Origin of the sequence: Larkinella soli (genome assembly GCF_003703975.1) — a bacterium.
In the GTDB taxonomy this organism is placed as follows: Bacteria; Bacteroidota; Bacteroidia; order Cytophagales; family Spirosomataceae; genus Larkinella; species Larkinella soli.
The window spans coordinates 150,263-176,135 of sequence record NZ_QTJY01000014.1; the positions used below are offsets into that span (position 1 = coordinate 150,263).

Here is a 25,873-nt window from a genome sequence, read left to right on the forward strand (position 1 = left end):
TTCACCTAAGACGCGAAGTAACGGCTTTTCCGGCTTCGCGGCCGTTTTTTAACATTTTTTACGTTACTCCGGAATCGCACCCGTCAGAAATCGCCGGAATAGAACGGGCTGAAGACGTAATAACTGCTGTCGCGCTGCGCACGTTTGGGCGTGGTCTGGATATAGAGCACATACCGGCTCTTGCGGTTTCCGGTCCGCAACCATTCGGTGAAAGGGCGCTCGGCGGTATACAGCCGGTCCACTTCGCGGACATGGACGGTTTCCACTTCTTTCGGATCCACCGGAATCCCGTTGATAAACACGTTGATATCTTTCCTGAATTCATCGTACACCTTCAGGTGCTGGTTTTTCGTTCGCTGCACCAGGGCGTCCCTGTAACCGAAAAAGGTGGCTTCGAGCAGCTTGTTCATGGTGTAGGAGTGCGTCGCTCCCAGAGGATGAGAGGAGAGAGCCGACGCCTGCAGGATGGCTTCCAGTTTCTCCCGACCGGGCAGTTTGTCGGCCGGCCGGTTGCCGATCTGCATCATGATCCGGTACGGCTTCGGGTCGGATTCCGGGCTGGTTTCGTACTGGTGCAGAATAAAAATCTCCTGCACGTATTCCATCGACAGACGGGATAACAGCGACGGAGAGGCTTCTTTCCCGTTAATATACAGGCGGCTCAGGTCGCCGTAAGGCTCCAGAATCGACAGGGTCTCTCCTTTTACCCCAAGCACGAACGGCTCTCCGTACGAAAACACCGACGCCTTGTCGCCCTTGAGCCGACGGGGATAGTATTCCAGCAACGTGCCCCACCAGTTCGTCTCCGCCAGCTGAGCCGCCAGCGCCCGGGTCGGGTTGGTAACGGGAAAAGTAACCCGCGAAGTCAACTGGACCGGCTCTTCCCTGCGCCAGTTCTGACAGGCCATGAAGACCAACACCGTCAGCAGCCAGATGGCCGCATACCGCCACCAGGCTATTCCGTCCCCGTCCTGATTCATCATCCGGATGCGGCTCTTCAGACCCGCCTGCTCGAAGTGGTTGGTGAAGGAGTAACGATGACGGTCGAAATCGCTCATAACCGGCTGTCTGTTAAAGAAAAACCCGCCCTCTGTTAACGGTTCCGGGGCGGTCATAGTATGATTTTATTCTCTTTTCGGATTCATTTTTCCGCTTTTTCCCGGCGGGCGAGCGCTTCGGCCCGATCCGCATCCTCCCGGGCAATTCCGGCTCCGTACCGCACCCAGGACCGCCATGAGGTGGTCAGGTTCATCATGCGGATGCGGTTTGCCAGCCCGGACCGGTGAAACGAGTTGGCAGCCGGTCGGAAAGGAACCGGCGGGCCTTCGGACAGGCTGGCTTTCAGCAGGTAATACTGATACATTTTCTTCTCGACCCCTTCCGCCAGCACTTCCCGGTCCACCAGGTACTCCAGATTTTCCTGCACCAGCTGCCGGTGCCACCACGCGAACGGATTGAACCAGAACAGAATGCGTATTCCCTCGGCCGCCAGCATGTCCAGGCTGTGCCACTGGTCGCTGTGAATCCGCTCATGGAGCAGAATCTGGTCCAGTTCGTCGGGCTCATACAAAGCCGGGTTCAGCACGATCCAGCGAAAGAACGAGAACGGCGAGCCGACCTCCGGGCTGCTTACCAGCCAGACGTCCCCGTCCCACGACCGCTCCGAACGACGGATCAGCCGAATCAGGGATACGACCTGAACCAGCAGCCGCGTCAGCAGAAGCCCGACGCCCGCCAGATAGGCATAGTTCAGCAGGTGGAGCCACCGTACCGGTGCCGACTCCACTTCCGGAGCAGGCCGCAGTTCGACCGTTCCGGACGAGCCGACCACTACCTCGAAGGGAAGCGGGGCCGGCGCATCCGGCTTCTTCTTAGACCATTCGGGGACGGTCCGACGTACCAGCTGCCGGACGGGTTCGGGCCGGAAGTCGGGAAGTTCCACCAGCGGCAGACCGACCGCCAGCAGGGCATTCAGCCACAGCAGATAGCGGTTCAGGGCGAAGCGGGTGGCCCGACGCAGCAGCATCCGGTAACAGAGGGTAAGAACGGCCAGGATGAATCCGGCCTGCAGCAGGTACGTCAGCAGCCCCATGGCTATTGTTCCTTCTCGATCATGTGGATGATTTCCTTCAGCTCGTCGACCGAAATCTTATCCTTCCGGGCGAAGTAACTCACCAGATTCTTGTACGAATTGTCGAAGTATTCGGACACGACCTTTTTCAGGACGAAGCGGTTCTGGTAATCCTCCTTCGTAATGATGGGGTAATACTCGTGCGTGTTGCCGAAAGCCCGATGCCCGACGTAGCCCTTCTCCTCCAGATTCCGGACAATGGTTGAAACGGTGTTGTAGTGCAGGGGCGGATCGGTAAAGTGCGGCAGCATGTCCTTGACGAACGCCTGTTCCATTTTCCAGAGTACCTGCATGATTTCTTCTTCCTTTGCTGTTAACTTTTCCATTAGGCTATTGAATTGAGGGTGATTGAAAGCCAAACCCAAGATAGAACGATTCCGTTAGTTTCCAAACTATTTTCGTAGTTTTTTATCCCCGGCTTTCCTGCCCGCCCGAATTTGAAACTTGGTCCGATGGTCGTAGTTTTGTATGAATACCGATCCAGTACATGAAAAAATCAGGTCTTGCCCTATTCGCCATACTCTGGCTGATGCTCAGCGGCTGCGACGAGAATGCGGTTTATAAGGGAATCGAAGATATTGAAGACGGCACCTGGTATGTCAATAGGGCGCCGGAATTTACGTTCCAAATCAAAGACACCACGGCCACTTACTCCATCCATTACATCGTCCGGAACAGTATTTCCTATCCATACTTCAATCTTTACATCCGTCGTTATCTGCTGGATGATGCGGGTAAAACCCTGGATTCCAGGCTGGATGAACTGACCCTGCTCGATCCGAAAAGCGGTAAGCCCTACGGCGACGGCCTCGGCGACCTCTTCGACCACCGGATCAACATGGTGAAAAACTACCGCTTCGCCCATGCCGGCACGTATACCGTCCGTTTACGGCAGTATATGCGTCAGAACCCGCTACCGGAGATTTACAGCGTGGGTATCACCGTGGAGAAAGAAGTCAGGCCCTGACGCCTAAAGCTATGGAAAAGCATTTACCTCTCTTTCCGCTCAATCTCGTCGTTTTCCCCGACGAAGAACTGAACCTGCACATTTTCGAGCAGCGTTACCGGCAGCTGATCAATGAATGCCTCGAAGAAGGAAGCACTTTCGGGATTCCGTCGTTCATCAACAACAAAATGCCCGGTTACGGCACCGAAATGCGCGTAACGATCCTGCACAAACGCTACGAAGACGGACGGATGGACATCAAAACCAGGGGGATCAACATCTTCCGATTGGTCGATTTCGAAAACCCGTCACCCGGCAAGCTTTATTCCGGCGGCACCGTTCGGCTGGTGGAAAGCGAAGCCGAGATGGGCAGTTACCTGAACGAACTGGTCACCAAGCTGACGCGGCTGTACGAACTGCTTCAGATCAGGGTGGACCTCGACACGGCCACCCCGCTCCTTTCGTTCCGGGTCGCCCACAAGATCGGCCTGTCGGTCGAGGAGGAATACGAACTGCTCACGCTCGACAGCGAAACCGAACGCCAGCAGTACCTGATCCGCCACCTCGACCGCGTCCTGCCCGTCGTCTCGGAAATGGAGCGCACTAAGGACCGCATCAAAATGAACGGCCACTTCAAAAACCTCGACCCGCTGAATTTTTAATGATTGAATTGTTGAATGATTGAATGATTGAATTGGCTCCGCGATGCAAGGGCGGCAGCGCCCACTCAATCATTCAATCATTCAACAACTCAATCATTCCCCTCAGTCTACCAGTTTCTTTACCTTCCTGGGGAGTTTGTTCTTGAGTTGTTCGACGTCTTTTTTGAGTTCGTCTACGTTGAACGGTTTGGTTTTCTGGCGTTCGGCTTCACCGAGGAGGAAGCCGTAGGGTTTCAGCGGTTCGACGGCGTCGAAGATGACTTTCAGGATGGCGGTCATCGGCAGGGCCAGAATCAGGCCGGTGACACCCCAGAGGTGGCCCCACATCAACAGGACGATGATGGCGGCCAGCGGGTTGATGCTGACCTTCGACCCCACGATGTAGGGCGTGATGAAGTTGCCCTCCAGAATCTGGACGAACGAGAAGACGCCCACTACGCCGAGCGCAATCAGCGGGTTGTCGTTGGTCAGCAGCGTGAACAGCGCCGGCAGCAAGGACCCCACCAGAATGCCGATGTACGGAATGAGGATCATGAACGCCCCGAAGAACCCGAAAAAGACCGCATAATCGACGCCCAGAATCAGCAGCCCCGTCGTATTCAGCACCCCGACGATCATGATCACCGACACCAGCCCGACCAGATAATCCTTCACGACCGTATAGATCCGGCCGAAAATGATATCGAGTTTGGCGCGCTTCGTATTGCTGAATACCTTGTAGAAAAAGGAGCGGAAAAAGTCACGATACAGGAGAAGAAAGAAAATATAGAGCGGCACGAGGGAAATCGTGGACAGCGTGTTGGTGGTGGCCAGCAGCGTCGACGTCAGGAAAGAACCGCTTTCCCGGATCAGGTTATTGACGTAGCTGCGGGCTTCGTTGACCATCCGGGATCGCTCGATGTGAAACCGGTCTTCGCCGAATTTCTGGATGCGGTCCAGAATCTGGTTCCCGCGCTGGAGAAGCCGGGGAGCCTCGTCGGTGAAATTGGCGATCTGAAGCGAAATCAGGTAGAAAAACAGGTACAGAAACCCGATGACCAAAATCAGACAGACCAGAATGGCCGGCACCCGGGGCACCCGCCAGCGTTCGAGCCGGTGGTTGATCGGATACAGGATCATCGCCAGCAGGACGGAAAACACCAGCGGAACGAGCATCTCCTGCAGCACCGAAAGCCAGTACACCAGCAGCGACATGGCGATCAGAACACAGGCCAGCTTTACGTAGAAAGGCAGGTTGACTTCAGTAACTTTATTATCCATTCGCTCAGGTTGTCTGTTAAAGTGATCCGTTAAGCGTTAACATTGACACCATCCGCTTCACAAATCCGTACATTGATATAAATGGCTTTTCTCCTGTTTCTGTTTTCGATCAAGGTGGCGCTCTGCTCCTGCCGGCCTGATAACAGCCGATCGGGTTTTCGGAGCGGACGCAGCCAGTATACGGTTACCCGGGTGGGAACGCTGGATAAAGTGGTCCGGGAAAGCTCCGGACTGGCCTACCGCCCCGGCCGGAACACGTTCTGGACGCATAACGACAGCGGAGGCCGTCCGACGCTCTATGAAATCACCCGCGACGGAACGCTGGTCGATTCCCTGCCGCTGCCTTCCCTCAAAAATACCGATTGGGAAGCGCTGGCCCGACAGGATACCAGCGCGGTTTTCATCGGCGATATCGGAAACAACGCCAATGCGCGCCGGCAACTCACTATCTACCGGGTCGATCCCCGGCACCCCGACGACATCCGCCGGATCGCCTTCCACTACGCCGATCAGCGCAGCTTTCCCGCTTCGAAAGATACGCGGAATTTCGACAGCGAAGCCCTGTTTTTTCGGGACGACCGGCTCTATATAATTTCTAAAAACCGCTCGGTTCCCCGGCGGCCCGTGAAGCTGTACAGCCTGCCGGCCGTACCCGGTTCGCACACGCCCGCCCCCGTCGACAGCGTCTCCCTGAAAAGCATGGTGACCGACGCCGACCTCAGCCCCGACGGCCGGACGCTGGCCGTGCTGACCTATGGAAAAGTGTTCCTCTTCACCGTTGAAAATAAAACCGTTACCTTTCGTAAACCGACCTTGTGCCTGCGGATTCCGAGGGGGCAGACGGAGGCCGTCAGCTTCATCAATGCAACGGATTTCGTGATGACGAACGAGAGCGGCAAGGTGTTTCTGATCCGGAAAAAATGATGTTAAGTTTTTGTTAATAATGAAGTTACCTCCGTAAAATTGCTTACACAGCGCGTAACTTCGGCACTGTTTTCAACCAACATACTTACCGAATGAGTGCAGCGAAAGCTTCTCAACAACCCCACCGTGTTTTGGTCGTCGACGACGATCCGGATATTGTCGAGTTGCTGCAATACAATCTTGAAAAGGAAGGCTACGAGGTCCGGACGGCTCCCGACGGACGCAAAGCCATCGAAACCGCGCGTACTTTCAGCCCCGAACTGGTGCTGCTCGACATCATGATGCCCCAGCTCGACGGCATCGAGACCGGCCGCCAGCTGCGGGACCTGCCCGAACTTCGTCAAACCTTTATTCTATATCTCACAGCCCGTTCAGAAGAGTACTCCGAAGTGGCCGCTTTTGAAATCGGCGCCGATGATTACATCACCAAGCCGATCAAACCGCGGGCGCTGATGAGCCGCATCAATGCGCTGTTCCGGCGCGAAGCCCAGAAAGCCGACCCCGGCGAAAAGATCGAGGTCGGCGGTCTGGTCATCAGCCGGAAGAACTACACCGTCACGGCGGCCGACAAATCGGTCGTCCTGCCCAAGAAGGAGTTCGAACTGCTTTTCTTCCTGGCCCAGCATCCCAACAAAGTATTCAGCCGCGAAGAACTGCTGCAGAAAATCTGGGGGGCCGACATCTACGTTCTGGAACGGACCGTCGACGTCCATATCCGCAAACTCCGCGAAAAAATCGGCGAAACCTACATCAAAACCCTCAAAGGCGTCGGCTACATGCTCACCGACCAGGCGGAATGATTGAATTGTTGAATTGTTGAATGATTGAATTGGCTCCGCAGTGCTAAAAATGGCAGCGCCCATTCAACAATTCAATCATTCAACAATTCAATCATTACCTTTACACCCATGTCCCTCAGTCCGCGTGTTATTGCTTTTCTGCTGGCGGGTTTGATCTCGGCCAGTACGGTGGCTTTCCTGACGTTTGTGGAAGGCGTTACCAACAACATGCTGTTCGTGGTGGGTGTCTCTTCGCTGATCGTCTCCTTTTTTCTGATTCTGTATGCCATCGAGTTTCTGGTTTTCCGGGAGGTGAACAAAATGTATAAAACCATCCATAAACTCCGGATCCGGGATTTTACCATCTCCCGCAAAAGCATCATCAAAAACAACAACCCGTTCAAGAAGCTCAACGACGAGATCTTCGTTTATGTAGCCCGGAAGCAGAAAGAGATCGAGGAACTCCGGCGGCTGGAGCAGTTCCGGCGCGAATTTCTGGCCGACGTCTCCCACGAACTGAAAACGCCCGTTTTTGCCGCGCAGGGCTTCATTCATACCCTGATCGACGGGGCGGTAGACGATGAGAAGGTGCGGGACAAGTTTCTGGCCAAAGCCGCCAAAAGCCTCGACGGGCTGGATGCGCTCGTAAAGGACCTCGTGGCCCTCTCCCAGCTGGAAACCGGCGAGATCAAGATGAATCTCGAATCGGTGGACCTCTATCATGTGACGCTGGAGGTGTTCGAACAGCTGGAGAAGATTACCCACTCCCGTAATATCACCCTGAAAATCAGGTCCGATCAGCCCGGTAGCATCTGGGTGAAAGCCGATCCGCAGCGGATCACGCAGGTAATGACCAACCTGATCGAAAATGCCGTCAAGTACGGCAACGAAGCCGGAAAGGTGACCGTCAGCTTCGAGGAGGAGAAAAAACACTACACCGTCCAGATCCGCGACGACGGCCCCGGCATCCCGCCCGAACACCTCAGCCGCATCTTCGAGCGGTTTTACCGGGTCGATAAAAGCCGCTCGAAGGAACGGGGCGGCACGGGCCTCGGGCTGGCCATCGTCAAGCACATCCTCAACGCCCATAAGTCGAAAATTACCGTGATGAGCAAGATCGACCGGGGCACCACCTTCAGTTTCAAGCTCGAAAAGGCCGAATGATCTCCGCCCTTCGTCCGAATGGCAAAAAAGTGCGAACTTTGCGGGATGAAACTGACACTGGAAGAGCTGATCGTTCATGAGAACGACGATTATATATTGATCAATAAACCACCCCACATTGCCTCCCTCGACGAACGCAATGCAGACAAACCGCTAAGTATTCTGCGGCTGGCTAAAGCCTATCACGCCGACGCCCAGCTCTGCCACCGGCTCGACAAGGAAACCTCCGGAATATTGGCCATTGCCAAAAACCCGGAAGCCTACCGCCACCTGGCGATCCAGTTCGAACACCGCGAGGTGACCAAACGCTACCACGCCATCGCCAACGGGGTCCACGATTTCGACAGCATCTCGGTCTATCTGCCCATCTCGCCCATCAAGGACGGGACAGCCGTGAAGATCGACCGGCAGAAGGGCAAGGAGGCCGAGACCATATTCAATACGCTGAAGGTATACCGGACCAACACCCTCGTCGAGTGTCTTCCCATCACGGGCCGGATGCACCAGATCCGGATTCACCTGATGTGCCTGAAGGCGCCCATCGTCAACGACGCGACCTACGGCGGCAAACCGGTGTATCTGTCCGACCTGAAACGGAACTTTAATCTGAAGAAGGATACGGAGGAAATGCCGCTGATTCAGCGGGTGGCCCTGCACGCCCGCTCACTGACCTTTACGCTGCTCGACGGCGAGCGGACGATTTTCGAAGCTCCCTATCCGAAAGATTTCGAAGTACTCGTCAAGCAGCTCGAAAAATACGGCTGAAGGCCGGTTTTTCGGTTTTAACGGTAGATCACGGTCAAAATCTGCTTACACTTGCAACCCGAAAACATACCTTACTTTCATGTTCATTCATACCGTTTTTTTCTGGCTTAACAACCCCGGCAGCGAAGAGGACCGGAAAGCCCTTCGGGCCGGCATCGAGTCGCTGAAAAGCATCGAACATCTGCAGGCCGCCTATGTAGGCACCCCGGCCGACACCCGCCGGCCGGTCATCGACCACAGCTATGACCTGTCGCTGACCTTCGTCTTTCCCGACAAAGCCGCCCAGGACGCCTACCAGGAGCATCCGACCCACCTGAAATTCGTCGAGAACTGCGCCCGCTACTGGCAGCGGGTTCAGGTGTACGACGTCGTCGAGTAAGCCCCGGGAAGGAAAAAGAGCGTTCATTTTCAAGGTGAACGCTCTTTTTTGTTAGCCTTCGAGATGATCGAGCAGTTGCCGGATGCTGTCGTAGACATGGTCCAGCTGCTCATCGGTCATGCAGTAGGGCGGCAGAATATACAGCACGTTTCCCAGCGGCCTCATCAGTACTCCCCTCTCCAGCAGGAAGTGATAGGCTACATCCCGGATGTTGTTGAAATAAGACGTCTGCCCGCCGGCATCCAGTTCAAACGCCAGAATGGTTCCCTGCAGCCGGATGTTCTTCACGCCGGACCGCTCCCGCAGCCGATCGGTAAAAGCCGCGTGACGCCGGCCGATGCGCGCGATGTGGTGCTGCGTCTCGTCGGACAGCAGCAGGTCGAGGCTCGCGTGCGCAGCCGCACAGGCCACCGGATTGGCCGTGAAGGAATGCCCGTGGAAAAGCGTCCGGTATTTATCTTCCGATAAGAAGGCTTCGTAAATGGCTTCCGTACAGGTCGTAACCCCCAGCGCCATCGTGCCGCCGGTGATGCCTTTGGAAAGACACATCAGGTCTGGTTGTTCGGTCAGGTGCAGGGAAGCGAACAATTTCCCGGTCCGCCCGAAACCGGTCATCACCTCATCGGCGATGACAAGGGCGCCCCGGCTGCGGGCCAGCCGGATGAGCCGATCCAGAACCTCCGGCTCGTACATGTTCATCCCGCCCGCGCCCTGAATCAGCGGCTCGCAGATAAAAGCCGCCACCTCCTCGTCCAGCAGGGCTTCCATCCGGGCCAGGGCAGCCTGCTCCTGCCCGGGAACGGGCGTCGGGATGTATTCTACATCGAACAGAAACGGCACGAACGGCGCCGTGAAGGCACTCCGCCCGCCAACCGCCATCGCCCCGAACGTATCGCCGTGGTAGGCGTCTTCGAGCGCTATCACCTTCCGGCGCGGTTTTCCGAGGTTGTGCCAGTACTGGAACGCCATCTTCAGCGCCACCTCCACGGCCGTCGAACCGTTATCCGAAAAAAATACTTTGGACTGGTTCCGGGGCAGCAGAGGCAGCAGGCGCTCGGCCAGTTCGACGGCGGGCCGGTGCGTGAAATCGGCAAAAATGACGTGTTCGAGCGTCAGCAGCTGCCGGGCTACCTTTTCGGCGATGTAGGGATGGGAATGGCCGTGCAGGTTGACCCACCAGGAGGAAATGGCGTCGATAAACCGGCGGCCGTCCTCTCCGTACAATACTGCCCCTTCTCCCCGTACGATGGGGATGGGCAGCGGAGCAGTCTGCATCTGCGTAAACGGGTGCCAGATAACGGCCTTGTCCCGCTCGGCCAGGCCTGGCGGGTTCAACACCGCCTGCCCTTCTTTCTGATCAATGTCCTGCATAAGCGTTCTCCCGGTTTTTTCTGAAAACCTCCGCCTGACGGGCGACGAACTCCCGGTTCACTTCCGGCGCCCAGCCGATCTTTGCCAGGCAGGGCAGGCCGGTGTAATTCAGAATAAAATTCTCGGTGGCCGGCGTCGGCGGGCCGTTGAAAATCAGTCCCGCGATTGGAATGTTCCGGCTTCGGAGAGCTTCGACCGACAGCAGCGTGTGGTTGATGCTTCCCAGATAATTTTTCGATACCAGAATGACCGGCAGGCCCAGCCTGACGACGAGGTCGATGTTCAGGTCGTGGTCGTTCAGCGGAACCAGCAAGCCTCCGGCCAGTTCAATGATCAGAGCATTAGCGGTTTGGGGCGGCTGAATCGCATCGAGGGAAATCCGGACACCGTCGATGGCAGCCGCTGCGTGTGGAGACAGGGGTTCCCGCAGGCGGTAAGCTTCGGGATGAAAGACGGACCCGGTCCGTCCGGTCAGCCGCCGGACGGTTTCGGTATCTGAGTCTTCCAGGGCGCCGGACTGAACCGGCTTCCAGTAGTCGGCCTCCAGGGCCTCCACGAGAATAGCCGACACCACGGTTTTTCCGATTTCAGTGCTGATGCCGGCCACGATGTATTGGGTGGGTGGGTGCATATTAGTGTAAAAGGGTAATCAGTTCGTCGATTTCCTGCTCGGTATTGAACGCATGGAGGCAGATGCGCAGTCGCTCGCGGCCGGTCGGCACCGTCGGGCTCAGGATCGGCCGGACGTCGAAACCGCCCTGCTGAAGCCGGGCCGCCACCGCCCGGCAGGCTTCATTGCCCGGAACCACCAGACCGACGATGGGACTTTCGGCAGAGGTCCACTCCCGTTCCGGCAACTGCCTCTCAACCTGCTGCTGAAAGTAGCTTCTCAGTTCATGCAGCCGGTCTTTCAGGGAACCGTTGGCCCGGAGAAAAGCGTAGGCGCAGCGAATCGCCAGGAGGCTGTGCGGGGGCAGCGCCGTCGTGTAGATGAAAGACCGGGCAAAATTGATCAGAAAATCGCGCAGTACCGCCGGCCCGACCACGGCGGCTCCATGAACTCCCAGCGCCTTTCCGAAGGTATGGACGCGGGCAAAAACCCGGTTTTGCAGCCCGAGTGCCTGCACCAGCCCCTGCCCCGCCGGTCCGAAAACACCGGTGGCATGCGCTTCGTCCACGATCAGGGCCGCCCCGTAGCGGTCACACAGGCCGGCGAGGTCGGAGAGCGGAGCCAGATCGCCGTCCATCGAATAGACCGACTCGACGGCGACGTAGACCGTTCCGGTCGACCGCCGGAGTTTATCCTCCAGATCACCCGGATCGTTGTGCCGGAATTTATGGCGGTGGGCGACGCTCAGCCGGGCACCGTCGATCATGCTGGCGTGAATCAGTTCATCCGTCAGCAGCGTATCGCCCCGCTGAGGCAGGCCGGCCAGCAGGCCGACGTTGGCGTCATACCCGGAATTGAAGATCAAAGCCGCTTCGGCGGCATGAAAGGAGGCCATTTCGGATTCCAGTTCTTCGGCGAGTGCCGTGTTGCCGGCCAGGAGCCGGGAGCCGGTGGAACCGTTCAGGAGCGGGGGAAGCGCGGCAACGGCGGTTTCGACAGCCTGCCGGAGAGCCGGAGAGCGAGCCAGCCCGAGGTAATCGTTGGAACAGAAATCGACCAGCCCTTCCGGCTGTTTCAGACGACGGAGCAGGCCCGACGCCCGACGGTTTTCCAGTAGCTGATGAAGCTTTTCTTCGACTCTTACCACCTTATTGTCAGATTCTTCGCAAAGGTAAGCACGGAGTCGGATTCAGAAAAGAATGTGGACAAACAGCAAAAAATAGACGGTTATCCACACAAACTTGTGGATAACTATATTTCTATTCCCTTTTCTACCGAAAAAATAGTAAAAAGGTAACAGAATCTTAAACTATATCTGAAATATTTAGTTTGAGTCAAACTCGCAAAACCAGTTTACCAAACTGCCGGCCGGCTTCCATTTTTCGGAGGGCCTGCTCGGCTTCGGCCAGCGGAAATACCTCATCGACCACCGGTACGATCCGGTGGTCGGCCACGAACCGGATCATGTCGGCGAACTCCTGCTCCGTGCCCATGGTGGTGCCGCCGATGGTCAGCTGCTTGAAGAACACCCTGGAAGGCATGACGTCGGTGATGTTCCCCGTGGTACCGCCATAAAAAACGATTCGTCCGCCCGGGGCGGCCGCGTCGATCAGTTTGGCAAAACCCGGCCCGGCGGCACTGTCGATGATGACGTTGAAATAACCGGTCTTTCCCCCGCCGGTGCGGGCCATGAGGGCTTTGACCCAATCCGGATCGCGGTAATTGGCCCCTCCGGCCGCGCCCAGTTCTGCGGCCCGGCTCAGCTTCTCTGCCGAACCCGACGTCACCCATACTTCCGACTCTGCGGCCACGGCGATCTGAAGCGCCAGCAGGGCGACGCCCCCGCCGATGCCGGTAATCAGCACCCGCTCCGGCCGATTGGGCTGAAGCCCGGCCCGGGTCATCAGCGCCCGCCAGACGGTCACCCCGGCCAGCGGCAGCGCGGCCGCCTGTTCAAAAGAGAGGTGTTCCGGTTTACGGTGCAGGTACTTCGCTTCGACCTTTACAAATTCGGCAAAGGTCCCGTTGTCGGGCATGCCCAGAATCCGGAAATCCGGCCCGTAAAAAGCCGGATGGTCACCCCAGCCCATCGCCGGGTTGATCACGACCTCCCGGCCCATCCAGGCCGGATCGACGCCCGCGCCAACCTCCACCACCACACCGGCCCCGTCCGAACCCAGAACGATGGGCAGCTTCATGCGGGGATACAGGCCCTGCTGGATGAACACGTCGCGGTGATTCAGAGCCGCAGCCCGGACGGCGACGAGGACTTCACCGGCTCCGGCGGAAGGCTTCTCCACCCCGGTGAATTGGGCAGGCTGGTGGATGCCCGGCTGGACCACGGCTTTCATGCGTTCTCGATCGCGTTTCGGACACTTCCGTATTGGGCCAGTAATTCCTCGGCTTTTTCCTGAGACACACCGGTTTCGCTCATCACCATCCGGGCGGCCCGGAGTTTCAGCTTGTTGTTGGTCAGCTGCATATCGACCATTTTATTGCCTTTCACCCGGCCCAACTGAATCATTACCGAGGTGGAAATCATGTTCAGCACCAGCTTCTGGGCGGTTCCGGACTTCATCCGGGTGCTGCCGGTGACAAACTCCGGCCCTACCACCACTTCTACGGGAAACTCAGCTGCCCGGGCTACTTCCGAACCGGGATTACAGACGATGCAGCCCGTCAGGATACCGGCTTCCCGCGCTTTCTGCAAACCACCGATCACATACGGCGTCCGGCCCGAAGCCGCAATCCCGATCAGCGTGTCGAGGGCATCGATATGAAAGGGCTGCAAATCCTTCCACGCCTGTTCGGGGTCATCCTCGGCGTGTTCGACGGCGGCCCGGATGGCCCGGTCTCCGCCCGCAATCAGCCCGACGACCAGGTCCGGCGAAACCCCGTAGGTCGGCGGACATTCGGAAGCGTCGACGATGCCGAGCCGGCCGCTGGTTCCGGCTCCGATGTAGAACAGCCGTCCCCCTTCCTTCATCCGTTTAACGATCTCCGTTACCAGAGCCTCCATCTGGGGAATGGCCTTTTCTACCGCGAGCGGAACCGTTTTATCCTCCTTGTTGATACTGGTCAGCAGCTCATGCACCGACATCTGCTCCAGATGATCATAGTGGGATGCGTTTTCTGTAATCATAATAAAATGATAGTTCGGATCCGTCAAAAGTACAACCAAATCCCTTTTAACTAAATAGAGTGAAAATTATTCCAAAAAATACATGTAGAAATACTTGTCTTATTCAAACCAACTTTTTTACTTTGAAGCAAATTACGCTTTCAGCGAAAATTCGCTAATCGACTTATGACTACGCCCACGGACAAAAACCAACTCAATCGGTACAGTACCACGCTCACCCAGGAAGTCAGCAACCCGGCAGCCCAGGCGATGCTCTACGGCATTGGTCTGACCGAGGCCGACATGGATAAACCGCAGATCGGTATCGCCAGCGCAGGGTACGACGGCAACCCCTGCAACATCCACCTGAATGGGCTGGCGGCTTACGTAAAAAAAGGCGTGAACGAAAACGGACTGGTCGGCCTGGTATTCAATACCATCGGAGTTTCGGACGGGATGACCAACGGCAACGACGGGATGTCCTACTCCCTGCCGTCGCGGGATCTGATCGCCGATTCCATCGAAACCGTGGTGCATGCGCAGTGGTACGACGGGGTGATTGCCGTAGTCGGTTGCGATAAAAATATGCCGGGCGCCATGATCGCCATCGGCCGCCTGAACCGCCCGGCCATTATGGTCTACGGGGGAACCATACGCTCGGGAAGTTATAAAGGACAGAAACTGGACATCGTCTCGGCCTTCGAGGCCTACGGCAAAAAAGTGGCCGGAACGATCAGCGACGAAGACTATAAAGGGGTCATTCAGAACTCCATTCCGGGCGCGGGCGCCTGCGGAGGGATGTATACGGCCAACACGATGGCTTCCTCCATTGAGGCCATGGGCATGAGCCTGCCGTTCAGTTCGACCTTCCCGGCTACCCATGAAGGCAAGCAGGCCGAGTGCCGGAAAATCGGCGCGGCCATGATGAACCTGCTGGAGAAGAACCTCCTTCCGCGTGACATCATGACCCGCCAGGCGCTGGAAAACGCCCTGACCATCGTGATGGCCCTCGGCGGTTCGACCAATGCGGTATTGCACTATCTGGCCATCGCCAAATCCGTCGGTGTTCCGCTGACCATCAAGGATGTTCAGGACATCAGCGACCGTACGCCTTACCTGGCCGACCTGAAGCCGAGCGGTAAATATTATATGGAAGATATGCTGGCCATCGGCGGAGTACCGGCGGTCATGAAATTCCTGTACAGGGAAGGATTTATCCACGGTGATTGCATGACGGTAACCGGCAAAACGGTCGCCGAGAACCTGGAAGAAGCACCGGATCTGGATTTTGAAAGCCAGAAGATCGTCCGGCCCCTCTCGAATCCCATCAAGAAAACCGGTCACATCCAGATCCTTTACGGCAACCTTGCCGTAAAGGGCGCCGTTGCCAAAATCACGGGCAAGGAAGGCGAGCGGTTCGAGGGTATTGCCAAAGTCTGCGACAAGGAAGAACAGTTGCTGGAGTTCATCCAGAAAGGTGAAATCAAACCCGGCCACGTTTGCGTCATCCGCTACGAAGGCCCGAAAGGCGGGCCGGGAATGCCGGAAATGCTGAAACCGACCTCGGCCATCATGGGTCTGGGTCTGGGCGACAAGGTCGCTCTGATTACGGACGGGCGGTTTTCGGGCGGAACCCACGGCTTCGTCGTCGGGCACATTACGCCGGAAGCGCAGGACGGCGGCAATCTGGCCCTGGTTCAGGACGGAGACAAAATCACCATCGATGCGGTGGACAACGTCCTCCACCTGCACGTCTCGGACGAGGAACTGGCCGGGCGCCGGGCCAACTGGGTGGCTCCCTCCTTCTCGAAAGCCGCCGATCACGGCGTCCTGCGGAAATACGTAAAGCTGGTTTCCTCGGCGAGCGAAGGCTGTGTCACGGACGAGGCTTAATACCGGATAAGAACTAAAAACTTAAAAATATTTCCATCATGAACCCAACAGTCAGCGTACTGACGGAAGAGAAATCCAGGGCTGATGTTTCTGCCAAACTGCTGAAGCCGCTGACGGGCTCAGAAGCACTGATGCAGTGTCTGGTGGAGGAGGGCGTGAGCACCATCTTCGGCTACCCCGGCGGGGCTATCATGCCCGTCTACGACGCCCTCTTCGACTACCAGAACCGCATCCACCACATCCTGGTCCGCCATGAGCAGGGAGCCGCCCATGCCGCCGAAGGCTACGCCCGCAGCACCGGCCGCGCCGGCGTGTGTCTGGTCACCTCCGGCCCCGGCGCCACCAACCTGGTCACCGGCATCGCCGATGCCCTCATCGACTCGACGCCCATGGTGTGCCTGGTGGGCCAGGTGGCCCAGAAGCTGCTGGGCACCGATGCCTTCCAGGAAACCGACGTGATCGGCGTGACCATGCCCATTACCAAGTGGAACTACCAGATCACCTCGGCCGACGAGATTCCCGAGATGGTGGCCAAAGCCTTCTACATCGCCCAGTCGGGGCGGCCCGGACCGGTGGTGCTCGACATCACCAAGAATGCCCAGCAGGAGCTGATGAGCCGGCCGTTCGTGTATCAGAAGTGTGAGAAGCTGGTCAGCTACCGGCCGCGGCTGGTGCCCAAGACCGAGCAGGTGGAGAAAGCCGCCGAGCTGATCAACGGGGCCAAAAAGCCGTATATGCTGGTGGGGCATGGGGTGCTGATCGCTCAGGCGCAGGCCGAGCTGAAGGCGCTGGTGGAGAAGACGGGCATCCCGGTGGCGACGACGCTGCTGGGGCAGTCGGCGTTTCCGGCCGATCATCCCCTGTACACGGGCTGGCTGGGTATGCACGGCAGCTACGGTTCGAACGTCATGACGAACCAGTGTGACCTGATCATCGGCGTCGGCATGCGGTTCGACGACCGCGTCACGGGAAATGCCGAATTATTTGCCCGTCAGGCCAAAGTAGTGCACATCGAGATCGACCCGGCCGAGATCGACAAGATCATCAAGGCCGATGCGCCGGTCGTGGGCGATGCCCGAGAAGTGCTGTCCCGGCTGCTCCCCCTGGTCAATGCCAACGACCACACCGCCTGGCGGAACGAGTTCAAAAAGTACGACGCCGTCGAGCAGGAAAAGGTGATTCAGCCCGCGCTGGCGCCGACGACCGAAAAGATCAAGATGGCCGAAGCCATCGACCTGCTGTCCCGTAAAACCAACGGCGAGGCTGTGCTGGTGGCCGACGTGGGCCAGCACCAGATGATGGCTTCCGCCTATTACCAGTATAAACGCCCCCACAGCCTGATCACTTCGGGCGGTCTGGGCACGATGGGCTTTGCCCTGCCGGCAGCCTTCGGCGCCAAGGTCGGCGCTCCCGACCGGGAGGTGATCGCCATCATCGGCGACGGCTGCTTCCAGATGACCATCCAGGAACTGGGCACCATCGCCCAGAGCAAGCTGCCGGTGAAGATCATCATCCTCAACAACAACTACTTGGGCATGGTCCGTCAGTGGCAGCAGCTGTTCTTCGACCGGCGGTATTCGTTCGTCGAGCTGCAGAACCCCGACTTCATCACCATCGGCCGGGGCTTTGGGGTGGCCGGTCATACCTGCGCCAAACGGGAGGATCTGTCGGCTTCGCTGGACACGCTGCTGGCGTCCCAGGAGCCGTATCTGCTGGAGATTCTGGTCGAAAAGGAGGAGAACGTTTTCCCGATGGTTCCGGCCGGCACGAGCGTCGCCGACATCCGGCTGGAGTAAGCCAACCGAACGGTATTTCACTCATAATCAGCATGCAACACGGGTCCGAAACCATTGCAACAACAGAATGAACACGTACACGATTTGTATATTCACCGAAAACACCATTGGTCTGCTGAACCGGATTACAATTATCTTTACCCGCCGGCGGATCAATATCGAGAGCCTCACGGTTTCGGAAACCGAGCGGAAAGGCGTTTCGCGGTTTACCATCGTCATCAAGCATGAATCCCGGGAGACGGTGGAGAAGCTGGTTCGGCAGATCCGCCGGATCGTGGAGGTCATGGCGGTTTTCGGTTACCTGAACGACGAAATCGTCTCGAACGAGATCGCCCTGTTCAAGATTGGAACGCCCCTCGGCTCGAAGCCGCTGGACATCGAATACATCAACAAGCATTTCAACGCCTGGGTCGTCTATTGGGAGCTGGATTATGTGGTAATTGAAAAAACCGGCTCCGAGAAGCAGATTTTCGAGTTCTTCAGCTACATCAAACCCCACGGCATTCTGGAATTCGTGCGGTCGGGGCGGGTAGCGGTCGGGAGAACGGAGAAGGGGCTGGTCGAATATTTGCCGGAGACCGAATGGGAATATTATCTGTGAGAAGTGCCATATTTGCTGCTGAATCAAAAAAGCGTGCATGGAGCAGTCACCCTCATTAGCCACCCCGTTCAATCATCTGGAGCAACGGCTTTCGGTCTTTTTCGATAACCGTTTCTGGAAAATACGGCTGGTCGGACTGGTCCTGCTGGTTTCGGTCGGCAGCCTGCTGCTGTTCAACAGCATCTTCATCGACAGAGGTTTTCGTTTCCTGTACAGCGAAATCAAACGGCCGGGCATTGTCGACGGGTTCTTCTGGGATGAAATCATCCACCAGAGCCAGCATCTGTTCGAGCCGAACACATTCGCCCCCGGCACGCACGAGGCCAACAAAACGTTCCGGCTGACGATTCCGATGCTGGTCAAGGTCTTTCACCTGGGGGTTGCGAAGCTCTACCTGCTCCAGATCGTACTGGGGCTGGTGTTTCTCTGGACGGTGACGGGCCTCGTGAATTCAGTTCTGGAAGACAAGGTACTGACCTTTTATTTCATGACGGGGTTCACGGCCATTTACGCCGGAGTGGCATTTTTCATCAACTACTTCGGCCATTGCGACGGGTATGCGTTCTGTTTCATGGCGCTGGCTCTTTATTTCCGGAATCCGCTGCTGGTGATTCTGTTCACCCAGCTGGCTTTCTGGACCGACGAGCGGGCGCTGATCAATTCGAGCTACCTGGGTTTGTGGTATTTCCTGCCGCTGGCCCGGAACTTCGTCAAAACCCGAACGTTCGAACTGCGCCAGATTCCGCCGGCTTTGATGGCCGTGGTGTTCAGCGCCCTGCTGTATGCCGGACTCCGGAAATGGCTGGAACTGCATTTCGGGATGACGGTCGGCCATGACGCTGCGCTGTCGGCCCGGTCGCTGGGATGGAGCCTGAGTTACATCGGGGATAAAATGGCAAGGGGCCTGGAAGGGATGTGGCTGATTCTGCTGGCGGCTTTCTGGGCGCTGGCCGTTCGGCGGCAGTGGCTGGAACTGGTCCTGCTCGGCGGGGCCTGGGCCCTGACGATGACCGTGGCGGTCCTGGTGGCCGACGGCACGCGGTCGCTTTCGTTCGGGTTCATGATGTTCTTTTTCGCCCTGGCGATTCTGCATCGGTACATGACCCGGAACCAGCTCCGGTACCTGCTGATCTGCAGTGCGGTCGTTTCCCTGATGTATTCCATTTCGTTTCCCTAATCAACAGTCAACTCTTTATTCAAATAAATCAGTCAAACAATGGCAAAAATTAACTTCGGCGGAGTTGAAGAAGAAGTCGTAACCCGCGAAGAGTTTCCTCTTGAGAAAGCCAGAGAAGTACTCAAAGACGAAGTCATCGCCGTGATCGGTTACGGCGTTCAGGGTCCCGGTCAGTCGCTGAACATGCGCGACAACGGCTTCAACGTCATCGTCGGCCAGCGGAAGGGCAAAACCTACGACAAGGCGGTTCAGGACGGCTGGGTGCCGGGACAGACGCTGTTCGAAATCGAAGAAGCCCTGGAAAAAGGCACCATCATCTGCTTCCTGCTCTCGGATGCGGCCCAGATCGAACTCTGGCCGACCGTGCAGCGCTACCTGAAGGCCGGCAAGTCGCTGTATTTCTCCCACGGTTTCGGGGTAACTTACAAGGACCAGACCGGCATCGTTCCCCCGGCCGAGGTCGACGTCTTCCTGGTGGCTCCGAAAGGCTCGGGCACCTCGCTTCGCCGGCTGTTCGTCGAAGGCAAGGGGCTGAACTCCAGTTTTGCCATTTATCAGGATGCTTCCGGCCACGCCCGCGAAAAATGCATCGCCATGGGGATCGGCGTCGGTTCAGGCTATCTGTTTGAAACTGATTTTTACAAAGAAGTGACCTCGGACCTGACCGGCGAGCGCGGTACGCTGATGGGTGCCATCCAGGGTATTTTTGCCGCTCAGTACGAAGTGCTGCGTCAGAATGGCCACTCCCCTTCCGAAGCCTTCAATGAAACCGTCGAAGAACTGACGCAGTCGCTGATGCCGCTGGTCGCCGAAAACGGGATGGACTGGATGTATGCCAACTGCTCGACGACCGCCCAGCGGGGGGCGCTCGACTGGTGGAAGCCCTTCCGTGACGCGACGAAGCCGGTTTTCGAACAACTGTATAATTCCGTCAAAGCCGGCGAGCAGGCCAATATTTCCATCACCCGTAACTCACAACCGGACTACCGCGAAAAACTGGAGGAAGAACTGAAAGAACTTCGCGAGTCGGAAATGTGGCGGGCCGGTTCCGCCGTTCGCAGCCTGCGGCCGGAGCGGAGCTAAAAATAAGGGTCAAGGAGTTTGGGAGTTAACGGGTTTGGGATGGCGACAGGAGCATTTTTGCTTCCAATTGCTTATCTTTAAGGCTTGATTTTTAACTCCTAAACTCTCACCCTCCATCATTCCCAAACTTTTTTCACGTGGTAGAAGCGGATAAAAATATAACCTTCCCGGAGGTCGACAACATTTATCTGGCAGCAGATCGGTTACGGGGAGTTGCCACGCATACGCCTTTACAGGAAAATCTGAACCTGTCGGATAAGTACAGCGCCAATATTTTCCTGAAACGGGAAGACCTGCAGGTAGTTCGGTCCTACAAGATCCGGGGTGCCTACAACAAGATGGCCAGTCTGCCGCCGGCCGCCCTGGCCAAAGGGGTCGTGTGTGCCAGCGCCGGCAACCACGCGCAGGGCGTTGCCTATGCCTGCCGTAAAATGCAGGTCAAAGGCATCATTTTTATGCCGACCACCACGCCGAACCAGAAAGTGAAGCAGGTGAAGCTGTTTGGGAAAGAGTTTGTAGAAGTGCAGCTGGTGGGCGATACGTATGACGACGCCTACCATGCCGCCTTCGACTACGTCGAAACGCACGACAGCACGTTCGTTCACCCGTTCGATGATCTTCAGGTCATGGAAGGCCAGGGTACCGTCGGGCTGGAAATTTTCAAGGACGCCCATTTCAAGATCGATTACCTCCTGATGGCCATCGGCGGGGGCGGTCTGGCGTCGGGCGTATCGACGGTTTTCCGGCAGCTGAGTCCCAAAACGAAACTGATCGGCGTCGAGCCCCAGGGTTCGCCGTCGATGAAGCGGGCCATCGAGGAGGGCCATGTCGTCACGCTGGACGAAATCGATAAATTTGTCGACGGGGCCGCCGTGAAACGCACCGGAGAAATGACGTTCGAAGTGTGCCGCCGGAACCTCGATCAGGTGCTGCTGGTACCGGAAGGCAAGGTCTGCACGACGATCCTCCAGCTTTACAATGAAGATGCCATCGTGGCTGAACCCGCCGGAGCGCTCACCATTGCCGCCCTCGACTTTCTGAGAGACGAGATCAAAGGCAAAAACGTGGTCTGTCTGGTCAGCGGGGGCAACAACGACATTACGCGGACGGAGGAAATCAAGGAACGCTCGCTGCTGTATGAAGGGCTGAAACACTACTTCATCATCCGGTTTCCGCAGCGGGCCGGAGCCATGCGCGAGTTTCTGAGCGACGTGCTCGGGCCGACCGACGACATTACCCTGTTCGAGTACTCTAAAAAAACCAACCGCGAACGCGGACCGGCGCTCGTCGGGATCGAGTTGAAACAGAAGGCCGATTTCGAAGCCCTGCTCGACCGGATGCGCAACGCCAAAATTCATTTCGAATATCTGAACGATAAGCCGGATTTATTCGAGTTTCTGATCTAACATTCAATTGTTGCGTAAGATATGAGTCAGCCCACAACTCTGTTCGATAAGATCTGGGACGCCCACGTCGTGAAGGCCATGGAAGGCGGACCGGATGCCGTGTTCATCGACCGGCACTTCATTCACGAGGTGACCAGCCCCCAGGCCTTCGACGGCCTGCGGAAACGCGGTATCAGCGTGTTCAACACGCAGCGCACCACCGCCACCGCCGACCATAACGTGCCGACGGTTAACCAGCACCTGCCTATTCAGGAGGCTCTCTCGCGCCATCAGGTCGAGACGTTGCGGAAAAACTGCGCCGAGTTCGGCATCGAACTGTACGATCTGGGGCACCCGTTCCAGGGCATCGTCCATATCATCGGCCCCGAACTGGGTCTGACGCTCCCGGGCATGACCATCGTCTGCGGTGACAGCCATACGAGCACCCACGGTGCCCTGGGCAACATCGCCTTCGGAATCGGCACCAGCGAAGTGGAACAGGTGCTCGCCACCCAGTGCATTCTGCAATACAAGCCCAAACGGATGCGGATCAACATCAACGGTCAGTTGCAGAAGGGAGTGACTTCAAAAGATATTATTCTGTACATCATCTCGAAAATCTCCGCCAGCGGGGCGACCGGATACTTCGTCGAATATGCCGGCGATACGATCCGCAGCCTGTCGATGGAGGCCCGGATGACCATCTGCAACATGAGCATCGAGATGGGCGCGCGGGGCGGCCTCATCGCGCCGGACGAGGTCACCTTCGACTATATCCGCGGTCGGCGGTTTGCGCCCCAGGGGGAAGCGTTTGAAAAAGCTCTCGAACACTGGCGGACGCTGAAAACCGACGAGGGCGCCCAGTTCGATCTGGAACTGGATTTCCCGGCCGAAGACATCGCCCCGATGATTACCTACGGCACCAACCCGGGCATGGGCATCAAGGTCAGCGACCACGTCCCGAACCTGAACGAAATCCCGGAATCCGAACTGGCCTCCTACACGAAGTCGCTGGCCTACATGGGCCTGGAACCGGGTACCGGGCTGCTGAACAAACCGGTCGATTACGTTTTCATCGGCTCGTGTACGAACGCCCGGATCGAAGACCTGCGGACGGTGGCTGAGTTCGTGAGGGGTAAAAAGAAAGCCGAGGGCGTCGAAGTATGGATCGTACCGGGTTCCGTCCAGGTATCGAATCAGGCCAAAGCCGAAGGGCTCGACCAGGTATTCCGCGAAGCCGGTTTCGAACTGCGCGAACCGGGCTGCTCGGCCTGTCTGGGCATGAACGAAGACAAGGTGCCGGCCGGCAAATACTGCATTTCGACTTCCAACCGGAACTTCGAAGGCCGCCAGGGTCCCGGCGCCCGGACCTTCCTGGCCAGCCCGATCACGGCCGCAGCCGCTGCGGTGACGGGCAAAGTGACGGACGTGCGGCAGTTGGTGTAAGAAATGATGGAAACAACGCATCTCTTTCAAACCGTTCAGGCTTACCTGATGAGCAAAAACATCCGGCGGGCGGCCGTTTTCGGATCGTATGCTCGTGGAGAAGCAACGAATGAGAGTGATGTGGATCTGCTGATCGAAGCCGACGGCCTGACGATGTTCGATATTTTACGAATTGAGGAAGAACTGTCGCAGCTAACCAACAAGGCGTTTGATGTCGTCGAGTTCAAGGCGCTGAAAACCTCGATTCGCGAAAGGGTACTGACCAGCAAAATTGATTTGATATGACCCGCGATGACACCGTCTATCTTCAGGACATCATCGAGAGTATCGAAATCATCTTTAACCATGTCGGCGACGCCACCGAATTTGAGTTTAACCAGAGCCTGCTTCAGCAGGATGCCGTGTATCGGCGGTTCGAAATCATTGGAGAAGCAACCACACGGTTATCGGATAGCTTAAGACCAAATACCCGGAAATCGAATGGAGGCTCATGCGGGCCATGCGTAACAAGCTGGCTCATGAGTATTTCGGCATCTCAGCCTCAACCGTTTACAATACGGTGAAGACTTACCTGCCGTCTCTGTTGGAAAAACTAACTATTATTCAGGATGAGCAAAGAAACGCTTCATAAACTGGTCTCGACGGCCGCCCCGCTGCGGATCGAGAACATCGATACGGACCAGATCATTCCGGCCCGGTTTCTGAAAGCCACCACCCGCGAAGGCTTCGGCGACAACCTGTTTCGCGACTGGCGCTACAACGCCGACAATACGCCCAAAGCCGGTTTCGTGCTGAACGATCCGACTTACACCGGGGCGCGGATTCTGGTGGCCGGCAAAAACTTCGGAATGGGGTCCAGCCGGGAACATGCCGCCTGGGCACTGCACGACTACGGCTTTAAGGTGGTGATCTCCAGCTTCTTCGCCGACATTTTCAGGAATAACGCCCTGAACAACTTCGTGCTGCCGGCCCAGGTGTCGGACGCCTTCCTGGCCGAAGTGTTCAATGCCGTCGAAGCCGATCCCAAAACGGAGATTATCGTCGATCTGGAGAATCAGGAGATCGTTCTTGAAAACGGCAGGAAAGAATCCTTTGCCATCAACCCGTATAAAAAACAGTGCCTGATGAACGGCTATGACGACATCGATTATCTGCTGAGTCTGAAGGAAGAAATCAAAGCGTTTCAGGAAGCGCAGGTCTTTTGATCGTCACCCGGAGAGCAGCAAACCGATTCGTATCGGCACCCTTGCGTGAACCAACCGTAAAAATGAAGAAACACATCGTCGTTATCGCCGGAGACGGCATCGGCCAGGAAGTAACTGCTGTCGGCAAGCAGGTCCTGGATGCCATCGCAGAGAAGTTCGGGCATGAGTTTACGTATGACGAGGCCCTGATCGGGCACGCGGCCATCGAAGCCACGGGCCACCCGCTTCCGGAGGAAACCGTTACGAAGTCGAAACAGTCGGACGCCATTCTGTTCGGGGCCGTCGGCCATCCCAAATACGATAACGATCCGTCGGCCAAAGTCCGGCCGGAACAGGGTCTGCTGGGTATCCGGAAAGCGCTGGGCCTGTATGCCAACCTGCGGCCCATCAAGCTGTTCGACGAACTGCTCCAGGCCTCGAGCATTAAACCCGAGTTTCTGAAGGGAGCCGATATTCTGTTCTTCCGTGAACTGACGGGTGATGTGTATTTCGGCGAAAAAGGCCGCAAAGATGAAGGCGATACCGCCTACGATACGATGATCTACAGCCGTTACGAAGTGGAACGGATCGCGGTGAAGGCGTTCGAAGCCGCCATGACCCGCCGGAAAAAACTTTGCTCGGTCGACAAGGCCAACGTGCTGGAATCCTCCCGGCTGTGGCGCGAAGTGGTGCAGGAAGTGGCCAGACGCTACCCGGAAGTGGAAGTCGAACACCAGTTCATCGATGCGGCCGCGATGCTGCTGATCAAAGATCCCCGACGGTTCGACGTCGTCCTGACGGGCAACCTGTTCGGTGATATTCTGACCGACGAAGCCTCGCAGATTGCCGGTTCGATGGGAATGCTGGCCTCGGCCTCGGTCGGCGACACCACCGGTCTCTACGAACCCATTCACGGGTCCGCCCACGACATCACGGGCAAGGGCGTAGCCAACCCGCTGGCGTCGGTGCTCTCGGCGGCCCTGATGCTGGATATTTCCTTCGGCATGAAGGCCGAAGCCGAAGCCGTCGTCAATGCCGTGGATCAGGTACTGAAAGCCGGCTACCGCACCCGCGACATCGCCGACGCCCAAACGCCCACCGACCGGATTCTCGGAACGGAAGCCATGGGCCGGCAAATTCTCAATCACCTGTCCGTGCAGGTGACAGCCTAACCATATCGATCAACTCTACCCAAC

The 25,873-nt window shown here is 57.1% G+C and carries 26 protein-coding genes and 1 pseudogene; 18 read left to right on the forward strand and 9 right to left on the reverse strand.

What is annotated here, in order from left to right; genetic code table 11:
• Positions 1-83: 83 nt before the first annotated feature.
• From DX909_RS22310 to DX909_RS22320, 3 genes are all read right to left on the reverse strand, one after another.
• Positions 84-1,058, reverse strand: coding sequence for a hypothetical protein (locus DX909_RS22310; RefSeq protein WP_128547443.1), 975 nt, complete (start codon positions 1,056-1,058; stop codon positions 84-86).
• Positions 1,059-1,141: 83 nt separating this feature from the next.
• Positions 1,142-2,092, reverse strand: a complete 951-nt coding sequence (locus DX909_RS22315; protein ID WP_128547444.1) for a M56 family metallopeptidase — start codon at positions 2,090-2,092, stop codon at positions 1,142-1,144.
• Positions 2,093-2,094: 2 nt separating this feature from the next.
• Positions 2,095-2,457, reverse strand: a complete 363-nt coding sequence (locus tag DX909_RS22320; RefSeq protein WP_128547445.1) for a BlaI/MecI/CopY family transcriptional regulator — start codon at positions 2,455-2,457, stop codon at positions 2,095-2,097.
• 161 nt (positions 2,458-2,618) lie between these two features.
• Here DX909_RS22320 and DX909_RS22325 point away from each other — a divergent pair, with 161 nt between their 5' ends.
• Both DX909_RS22325 and DX909_RS22330 read left to right on the forward strand, forming a co-directional pair.
• On the forward strand, positions 2,619-3,098 hold the full coding sequence (locus DX909_RS22325) for a gliding motility lipoprotein GldH (RefSeq protein ID WP_128547446.1): 480 nt from the start codon (positions 2,619-2,621) through the stop codon (positions 3,096-3,098).
• 11 nt (positions 3,099-3,109) lie between these two features.
• A complete protein-coding gene (locus DX909_RS22330) occupies positions 3,110-3,739 on the forward strand; it encodes an LON peptidase substrate-binding domain-containing protein (RefSeq protein WP_128547447.1) in 630 nt (209 codons plus the stop codon).
• 102 nt (positions 3,740-3,841) lie between these two features.
• Here DX909_RS22330 and DX909_RS22335 read toward each other — a convergent pair whose 3' ends face one another.
• Complete coding sequence (locus DX909_RS22335) at positions 3,842-4,999, reverse strand: AI-2E family transporter (protein ID WP_128547448.1); 1,158 nt, start codon at positions 4,997-4,999, stop codon at positions 3,842-3,844.
• 81 nt (positions 5,000-5,080) lie between these two features.
• Between DX909_RS22335 and DX909_RS22340 the strand changes: the two genes are divergently transcribed.
• From DX909_RS22340 to DX909_RS22360, 5 genes are all read left to right on the forward strand, one after another.
• Positions 5,081-5,923 (forward strand): SdiA-regulated domain-containing protein, encoded by an 843-nt coding sequence (locus DX909_RS22340; protein WP_128547449.1) that lies wholly within the window; start codon positions 5,081-5,083, stop codon positions 5,921-5,923.
• A gap of 92 nt (positions 5,924-6,015) precedes the next feature.
• A complete protein-coding gene (locus DX909_RS22345) occupies positions 6,016-6,723 on the forward strand; it encodes a response regulator transcription factor (protein WP_128547450.1) in 708 nt (235 codons plus the stop codon).
• 108 nt (positions 6,724-6,831) lie between these two features.
• Entirely contained in the window at positions 6,832-7,866 is a 1,035-nt protein-coding gene (locus DX909_RS22350; RefSeq protein WP_128547451.1) for a sensor histidine kinase, read from the forward strand.
• A gap of 45 nt (positions 7,867-7,911) precedes the next feature.
• Positions 7,912-8,631: an RluA family pseudouridine synthase gene (locus DX909_RS22355; protein ID WP_128547452.1), complete on the forward strand. Its 720-nt coding sequence runs from the start codon at positions 7,912-7,914 to the stop codon at positions 8,629-8,631.
• 79 nt (positions 8,632-8,710) lie between these two features.
• Positions 8,711-9,010 (forward strand): Dabb family protein, encoded by a 300-nt coding sequence (locus tag DX909_RS22360; protein ID WP_128547453.1) that lies wholly within the window; start codon positions 8,711-8,713, stop codon positions 9,008-9,010.
• Positions 9,011-9,061: 51 nt separating this feature from the next.
• Here DX909_RS22360 and bioA read toward each other — a convergent pair whose 3' ends face one another.
• The 5 genes from bioA to murQ form a co-directional block, all read right to left on the reverse strand.
• Positions 9,062-10,381 carry an adenosylmethionine--8-amino-7-oxononanoate transaminase gene (gene bioA, locus DX909_RS22365; protein ID WP_128547454.1) on the reverse strand — a complete coding sequence of 440 codons (1,320 nt, stop codon included), beginning with the start codon at positions 10,379-10,381 and terminating at the stop codon, positions 9,062-9,064.
• Positions 10,368-11,012 (reverse strand): dethiobiotin synthase, encoded by a 645-nt coding sequence (bioD, locus tag DX909_RS22370; protein WP_128547455.1) that lies wholly within the window; start codon positions 11,010-11,012, stop codon positions 10,368-10,370. The genes bioA and bioD overlap by 14 nt, the downstream gene beginning before the upstream one ends.
• 1 nt (position 11,013) lies before the next feature.
• Positions 11,014-12,138, reverse strand: a complete 1,125-nt coding sequence (locus DX909_RS22375) for an aminotransferase class I/II-fold pyridoxal phosphate-dependent enzyme (protein ID WP_128547456.1) — start codon at positions 12,136-12,138, stop codon at positions 11,014-11,016.
• Between the two features lie 187 nt (positions 12,139-12,325).
• Positions 12,326-13,342: a zinc-binding dehydrogenase gene (locus DX909_RS22380; protein WP_128547457.1), complete on the reverse strand. Its 1,017-nt coding sequence runs from the start codon at positions 13,340-13,342 to the stop codon at positions 12,326-12,328.
• Positions 13,339-14,133, reverse strand: coding sequence for an N-acetylmuramic acid 6-phosphate etherase (gene murQ / locus DX909_RS22385; RefSeq protein WP_128547458.1), 795 nt, complete (start codon positions 14,131-14,133; stop codon positions 13,339-13,341). Before murQ ends, DX909_RS22380 begins: the two co-directional genes overlap by 4 nt.
• 165 nt (positions 14,134-14,298) lie before the next feature.
• On the opposite strand from murQ, the gene ilvD reads away from it, so the two are divergent.
• The 11 genes and pseudogenes from ilvD (at position 14,299) to leuB (ending at position 25,849) form a co-directional block, all read left to right on the forward strand.
• Positions 14,299-16,005 carry a dihydroxy-acid dehydratase gene (gene ilvD, locus DX909_RS22390; RefSeq protein WP_128547459.1) on the forward strand — a complete coding sequence of 569 codons (1,707 nt, stop codon included), beginning with the start codon at positions 14,299-14,301 and terminating at the stop codon, positions 16,003-16,005.
• A 38-nt stretch (positions 16,006-16,043) separates the two neighbouring features.
• The gene (ilvB, locus tag DX909_RS22395) at positions 16,044-17,801 is read left to right on the forward strand and encodes a biosynthetic-type acetolactate synthase large subunit (RefSeq protein ID WP_128547460.1); all 1,758 of its coding nucleotides are present in this window, start codon (positions 16,044-16,046) and stop codon (positions 17,799-17,801) included.
• A 67-nt stretch (positions 17,802-17,868) separates the two neighbouring features.
• Positions 17,869-18,402 carry an acetolactate synthase small subunit gene (ilvN, locus tag DX909_RS22400; protein ID WP_128547461.1) on the forward strand — a complete coding sequence of 178 codons (534 nt, stop codon included), beginning with the start codon at positions 17,869-17,871 and terminating at the stop codon, positions 18,400-18,402.
• Positions 18,403-18,439: 37 nt separating this feature from the next.
• Positions 18,440-19,579 (forward strand): hypothetical protein, encoded by a 1,140-nt coding sequence (locus DX909_RS22405; RefSeq protein WP_128547462.1) that lies wholly within the window; start codon positions 18,440-18,442, stop codon positions 19,577-19,579.
• Positions 19,580-19,618: 39 nt separating this feature from the next.
• Entirely contained in the window at positions 19,619-20,662 is a 1,044-nt protein-coding gene (ilvC, locus tag DX909_RS22410; protein WP_128547463.1) for a ketol-acid reductoisomerase, read from the forward strand.
• Between the two features lie 137 nt (positions 20,663-20,799).
• On the forward strand, positions 20,800-22,068 hold the full coding sequence (gene ilvA / locus DX909_RS22415; RefSeq protein WP_128547464.1) for a threonine ammonia-lyase: 1,269 nt from the start codon (positions 20,800-20,802) through the stop codon (positions 22,066-22,068).
• 21 nt (positions 22,069-22,089) lie between these two features.
• Positions 22,090-23,493, forward strand: a complete 1,404-nt coding sequence (leuC, locus tag DX909_RS22420) for a 3-isopropylmalate dehydratase large subunit (protein WP_128547465.1) — start codon at positions 22,090-22,092, stop codon at positions 23,491-23,493.
• A gap of 6 nt (positions 23,494-23,499) precedes the next feature.
• Entirely contained in the window at positions 23,500-23,778 is a 279-nt protein-coding gene (locus DX909_RS22425; protein WP_164851371.1) for a nucleotidyltransferase family protein, read from the forward strand.
• Positions 23,775-24,124: pseudogene (locus DX909_RS30140) on the forward strand (HepT-like ribonuclease domain-containing protein). Before DX909_RS22425 ends, DX909_RS30140 begins: the two are co-directional and overlap by 4 nt.
• Complete coding sequence (gene leuD / locus DX909_RS22435) at positions 24,102-24,698, forward strand: 3-isopropylmalate dehydratase small subunit (protein WP_128547467.1); 597 nt, start codon at positions 24,102-24,104, stop codon at positions 24,696-24,698. The pseudogene DX909_RS30140 and the gene leuD overlap by 23 nt, the downstream one beginning before the upstream one ends.
• 62 nt (positions 24,699-24,760) lie before the next feature.
• Complete coding sequence (leuB, locus tag DX909_RS22440; protein WP_128547468.1) at positions 24,761-25,849, forward strand: 3-isopropylmalate dehydrogenase; 1,089 nt, start codon at positions 24,761-24,763, stop codon at positions 25,847-25,849.
• Positions 25,850-25,873 lie beyond the last annotated feature (24 nt).

Excerpts from the sequence above, each read along its gene's own strand:
- DX909_RS22310 (WP_128547443.1), bottom strand. The coding sequence starts at position 1,058 with ATGAGCGATTTCGACCGTCATCGTTACTCCTTCACCAACCACTTCGAG.
- DX909_RS22315 (WP_128547444.1), bottom strand. The coding sequence starts at position 2,092 with ATGGGGCTGCTGACGTACCTGCTGCAGGCCGGATTCATCCTGGCCGTT.
- DX909_RS22320 (WP_128547445.1), bottom strand. The coding sequence starts at position 2,457 with ATGGAAAAGTTAACAGCAAAGGAAGAAGAAATCATGCAGGTACTCTGG.
- DX909_RS22325 (WP_128547446.1), top strand. The coding sequence starts at position 2,619 with ATGAAAAAATCAGGTCTTGCCCTATTCGCCATACTCTGGCTGATGCTC.
- DX909_RS22330 (WP_128547447.1), top strand. The coding sequence starts at position 3,110 with ATGGAAAAGCATTTACCTCTCTTTCCGCTCAATCTCGTCGTTTTCCCC.
- DX909_RS22335 (WP_128547448.1), bottom strand. The coding sequence starts at position 4,999 with ATGGATAATAAAGTTACTGAAGTCAACCTGCCTTTCTACGTAAAGCTG.
- DX909_RS22340 (WP_128547449.1), top strand. The coding sequence starts at position 5,081 with ATGGCTTTTCTCCTGTTTCTGTTTTCGATCAAGGTGGCGCTCTGCTCC.
- DX909_RS22345 (WP_128547450.1), top strand. The coding sequence starts at position 6,016 with ATGAGTGCAGCGAAAGCTTCTCAACAACCCCACCGTGTTTTGGTCGTC.
- DX909_RS22350 (WP_128547451.1), top strand. The coding sequence starts at position 6,832 with ATGTCCCTCAGTCCGCGTGTTATTGCTTTTCTGCTGGCGGGTTTGATC.
- DX909_RS22355 (WP_128547452.1), top strand. The coding sequence starts at position 7,912 with ATGAAACTGACACTGGAAGAGCTGATCGTTCATGAGAACGACGATTAT.
- DX909_RS22360 (WP_128547453.1), top strand. The coding sequence starts at position 8,711 with ATGTTCATTCATACCGTTTTTTTCTGGCTTAACAACCCCGGCAGCGAA.
- bioA (WP_128547454.1), bottom strand. The coding sequence starts at position 10,381 with ATGCAGGACATTGATCAGAAAGAAGGGCAGGCGGTGTTGAACCCGCCA.
- bioD (WP_128547455.1), bottom strand. The coding sequence starts at position 11,012 with ATGCACCCACCCACCCAATACATCGTGGCCGGCATCAGCACTGAAATC.
- DX909_RS22380 (WP_128547457.1), bottom strand. The coding sequence starts at position 13,342 with ATGAAAGCCGTGGTCCAGCCGGGCATCCACCAGCCTGCCCAATTCACC.
- murQ (WP_128547458.1), bottom strand. The coding sequence starts at position 14,133 with ATGATTACAGAAAACGCATCCCACTATGATCATCTGGAGCAGATGTCG.
- ilvD (WP_128547459.1), top strand. The coding sequence starts at position 14,299 with ATGACTACGCCCACGGACAAAAACCAACTCAATCGGTACAGTACCACG.
- ilvB (WP_128547460.1), top strand. The coding sequence starts at position 16,044 with ATGAACCCAACAGTCAGCGTACTGACGGAAGAGAAATCCAGGGCTGAT.
- ilvN (WP_128547461.1), top strand. The coding sequence starts at position 17,869 with ATGAACACGTACACGATTTGTATATTCACCGAAAACACCATTGGTCTG.
- DX909_RS22405 (WP_128547462.1), top strand. The coding sequence starts at position 18,440 with ATGGAGCAGTCACCCTCATTAGCCACCCCGTTCAATCATCTGGAGCAA.
- ilvC (WP_128547463.1), top strand. The coding sequence starts at position 19,619 with ATGGCAAAAATTAACTTCGGCGGAGTTGAAGAAGAAGTCGTAACCCGC.
- leuC (WP_128547465.1), top strand. The coding sequence starts at position 22,090 with ATGAGTCAGCCCACAACTCTGTTCGATAAGATCTGGGACGCCCACGTC.
- DX909_RS22425 (WP_164851371.1), top strand. The coding sequence starts at position 23,500 with ATGGAAACAACGCATCTCTTTCAAACCGTTCAGGCTTACCTGATGAGC.
- leuD (WP_128547467.1), top strand. The coding sequence starts at position 24,102 with ATGAGCAAAGAAACGCTTCATAAACTGGTCTCGACGGCCGCCCCGCTG.
- leuB (WP_128547468.1), top strand. The coding sequence starts at position 24,761 with ATGAAGAAACACATCGTCGTTATCGCCGGAGACGGCATCGGCCAGGAA.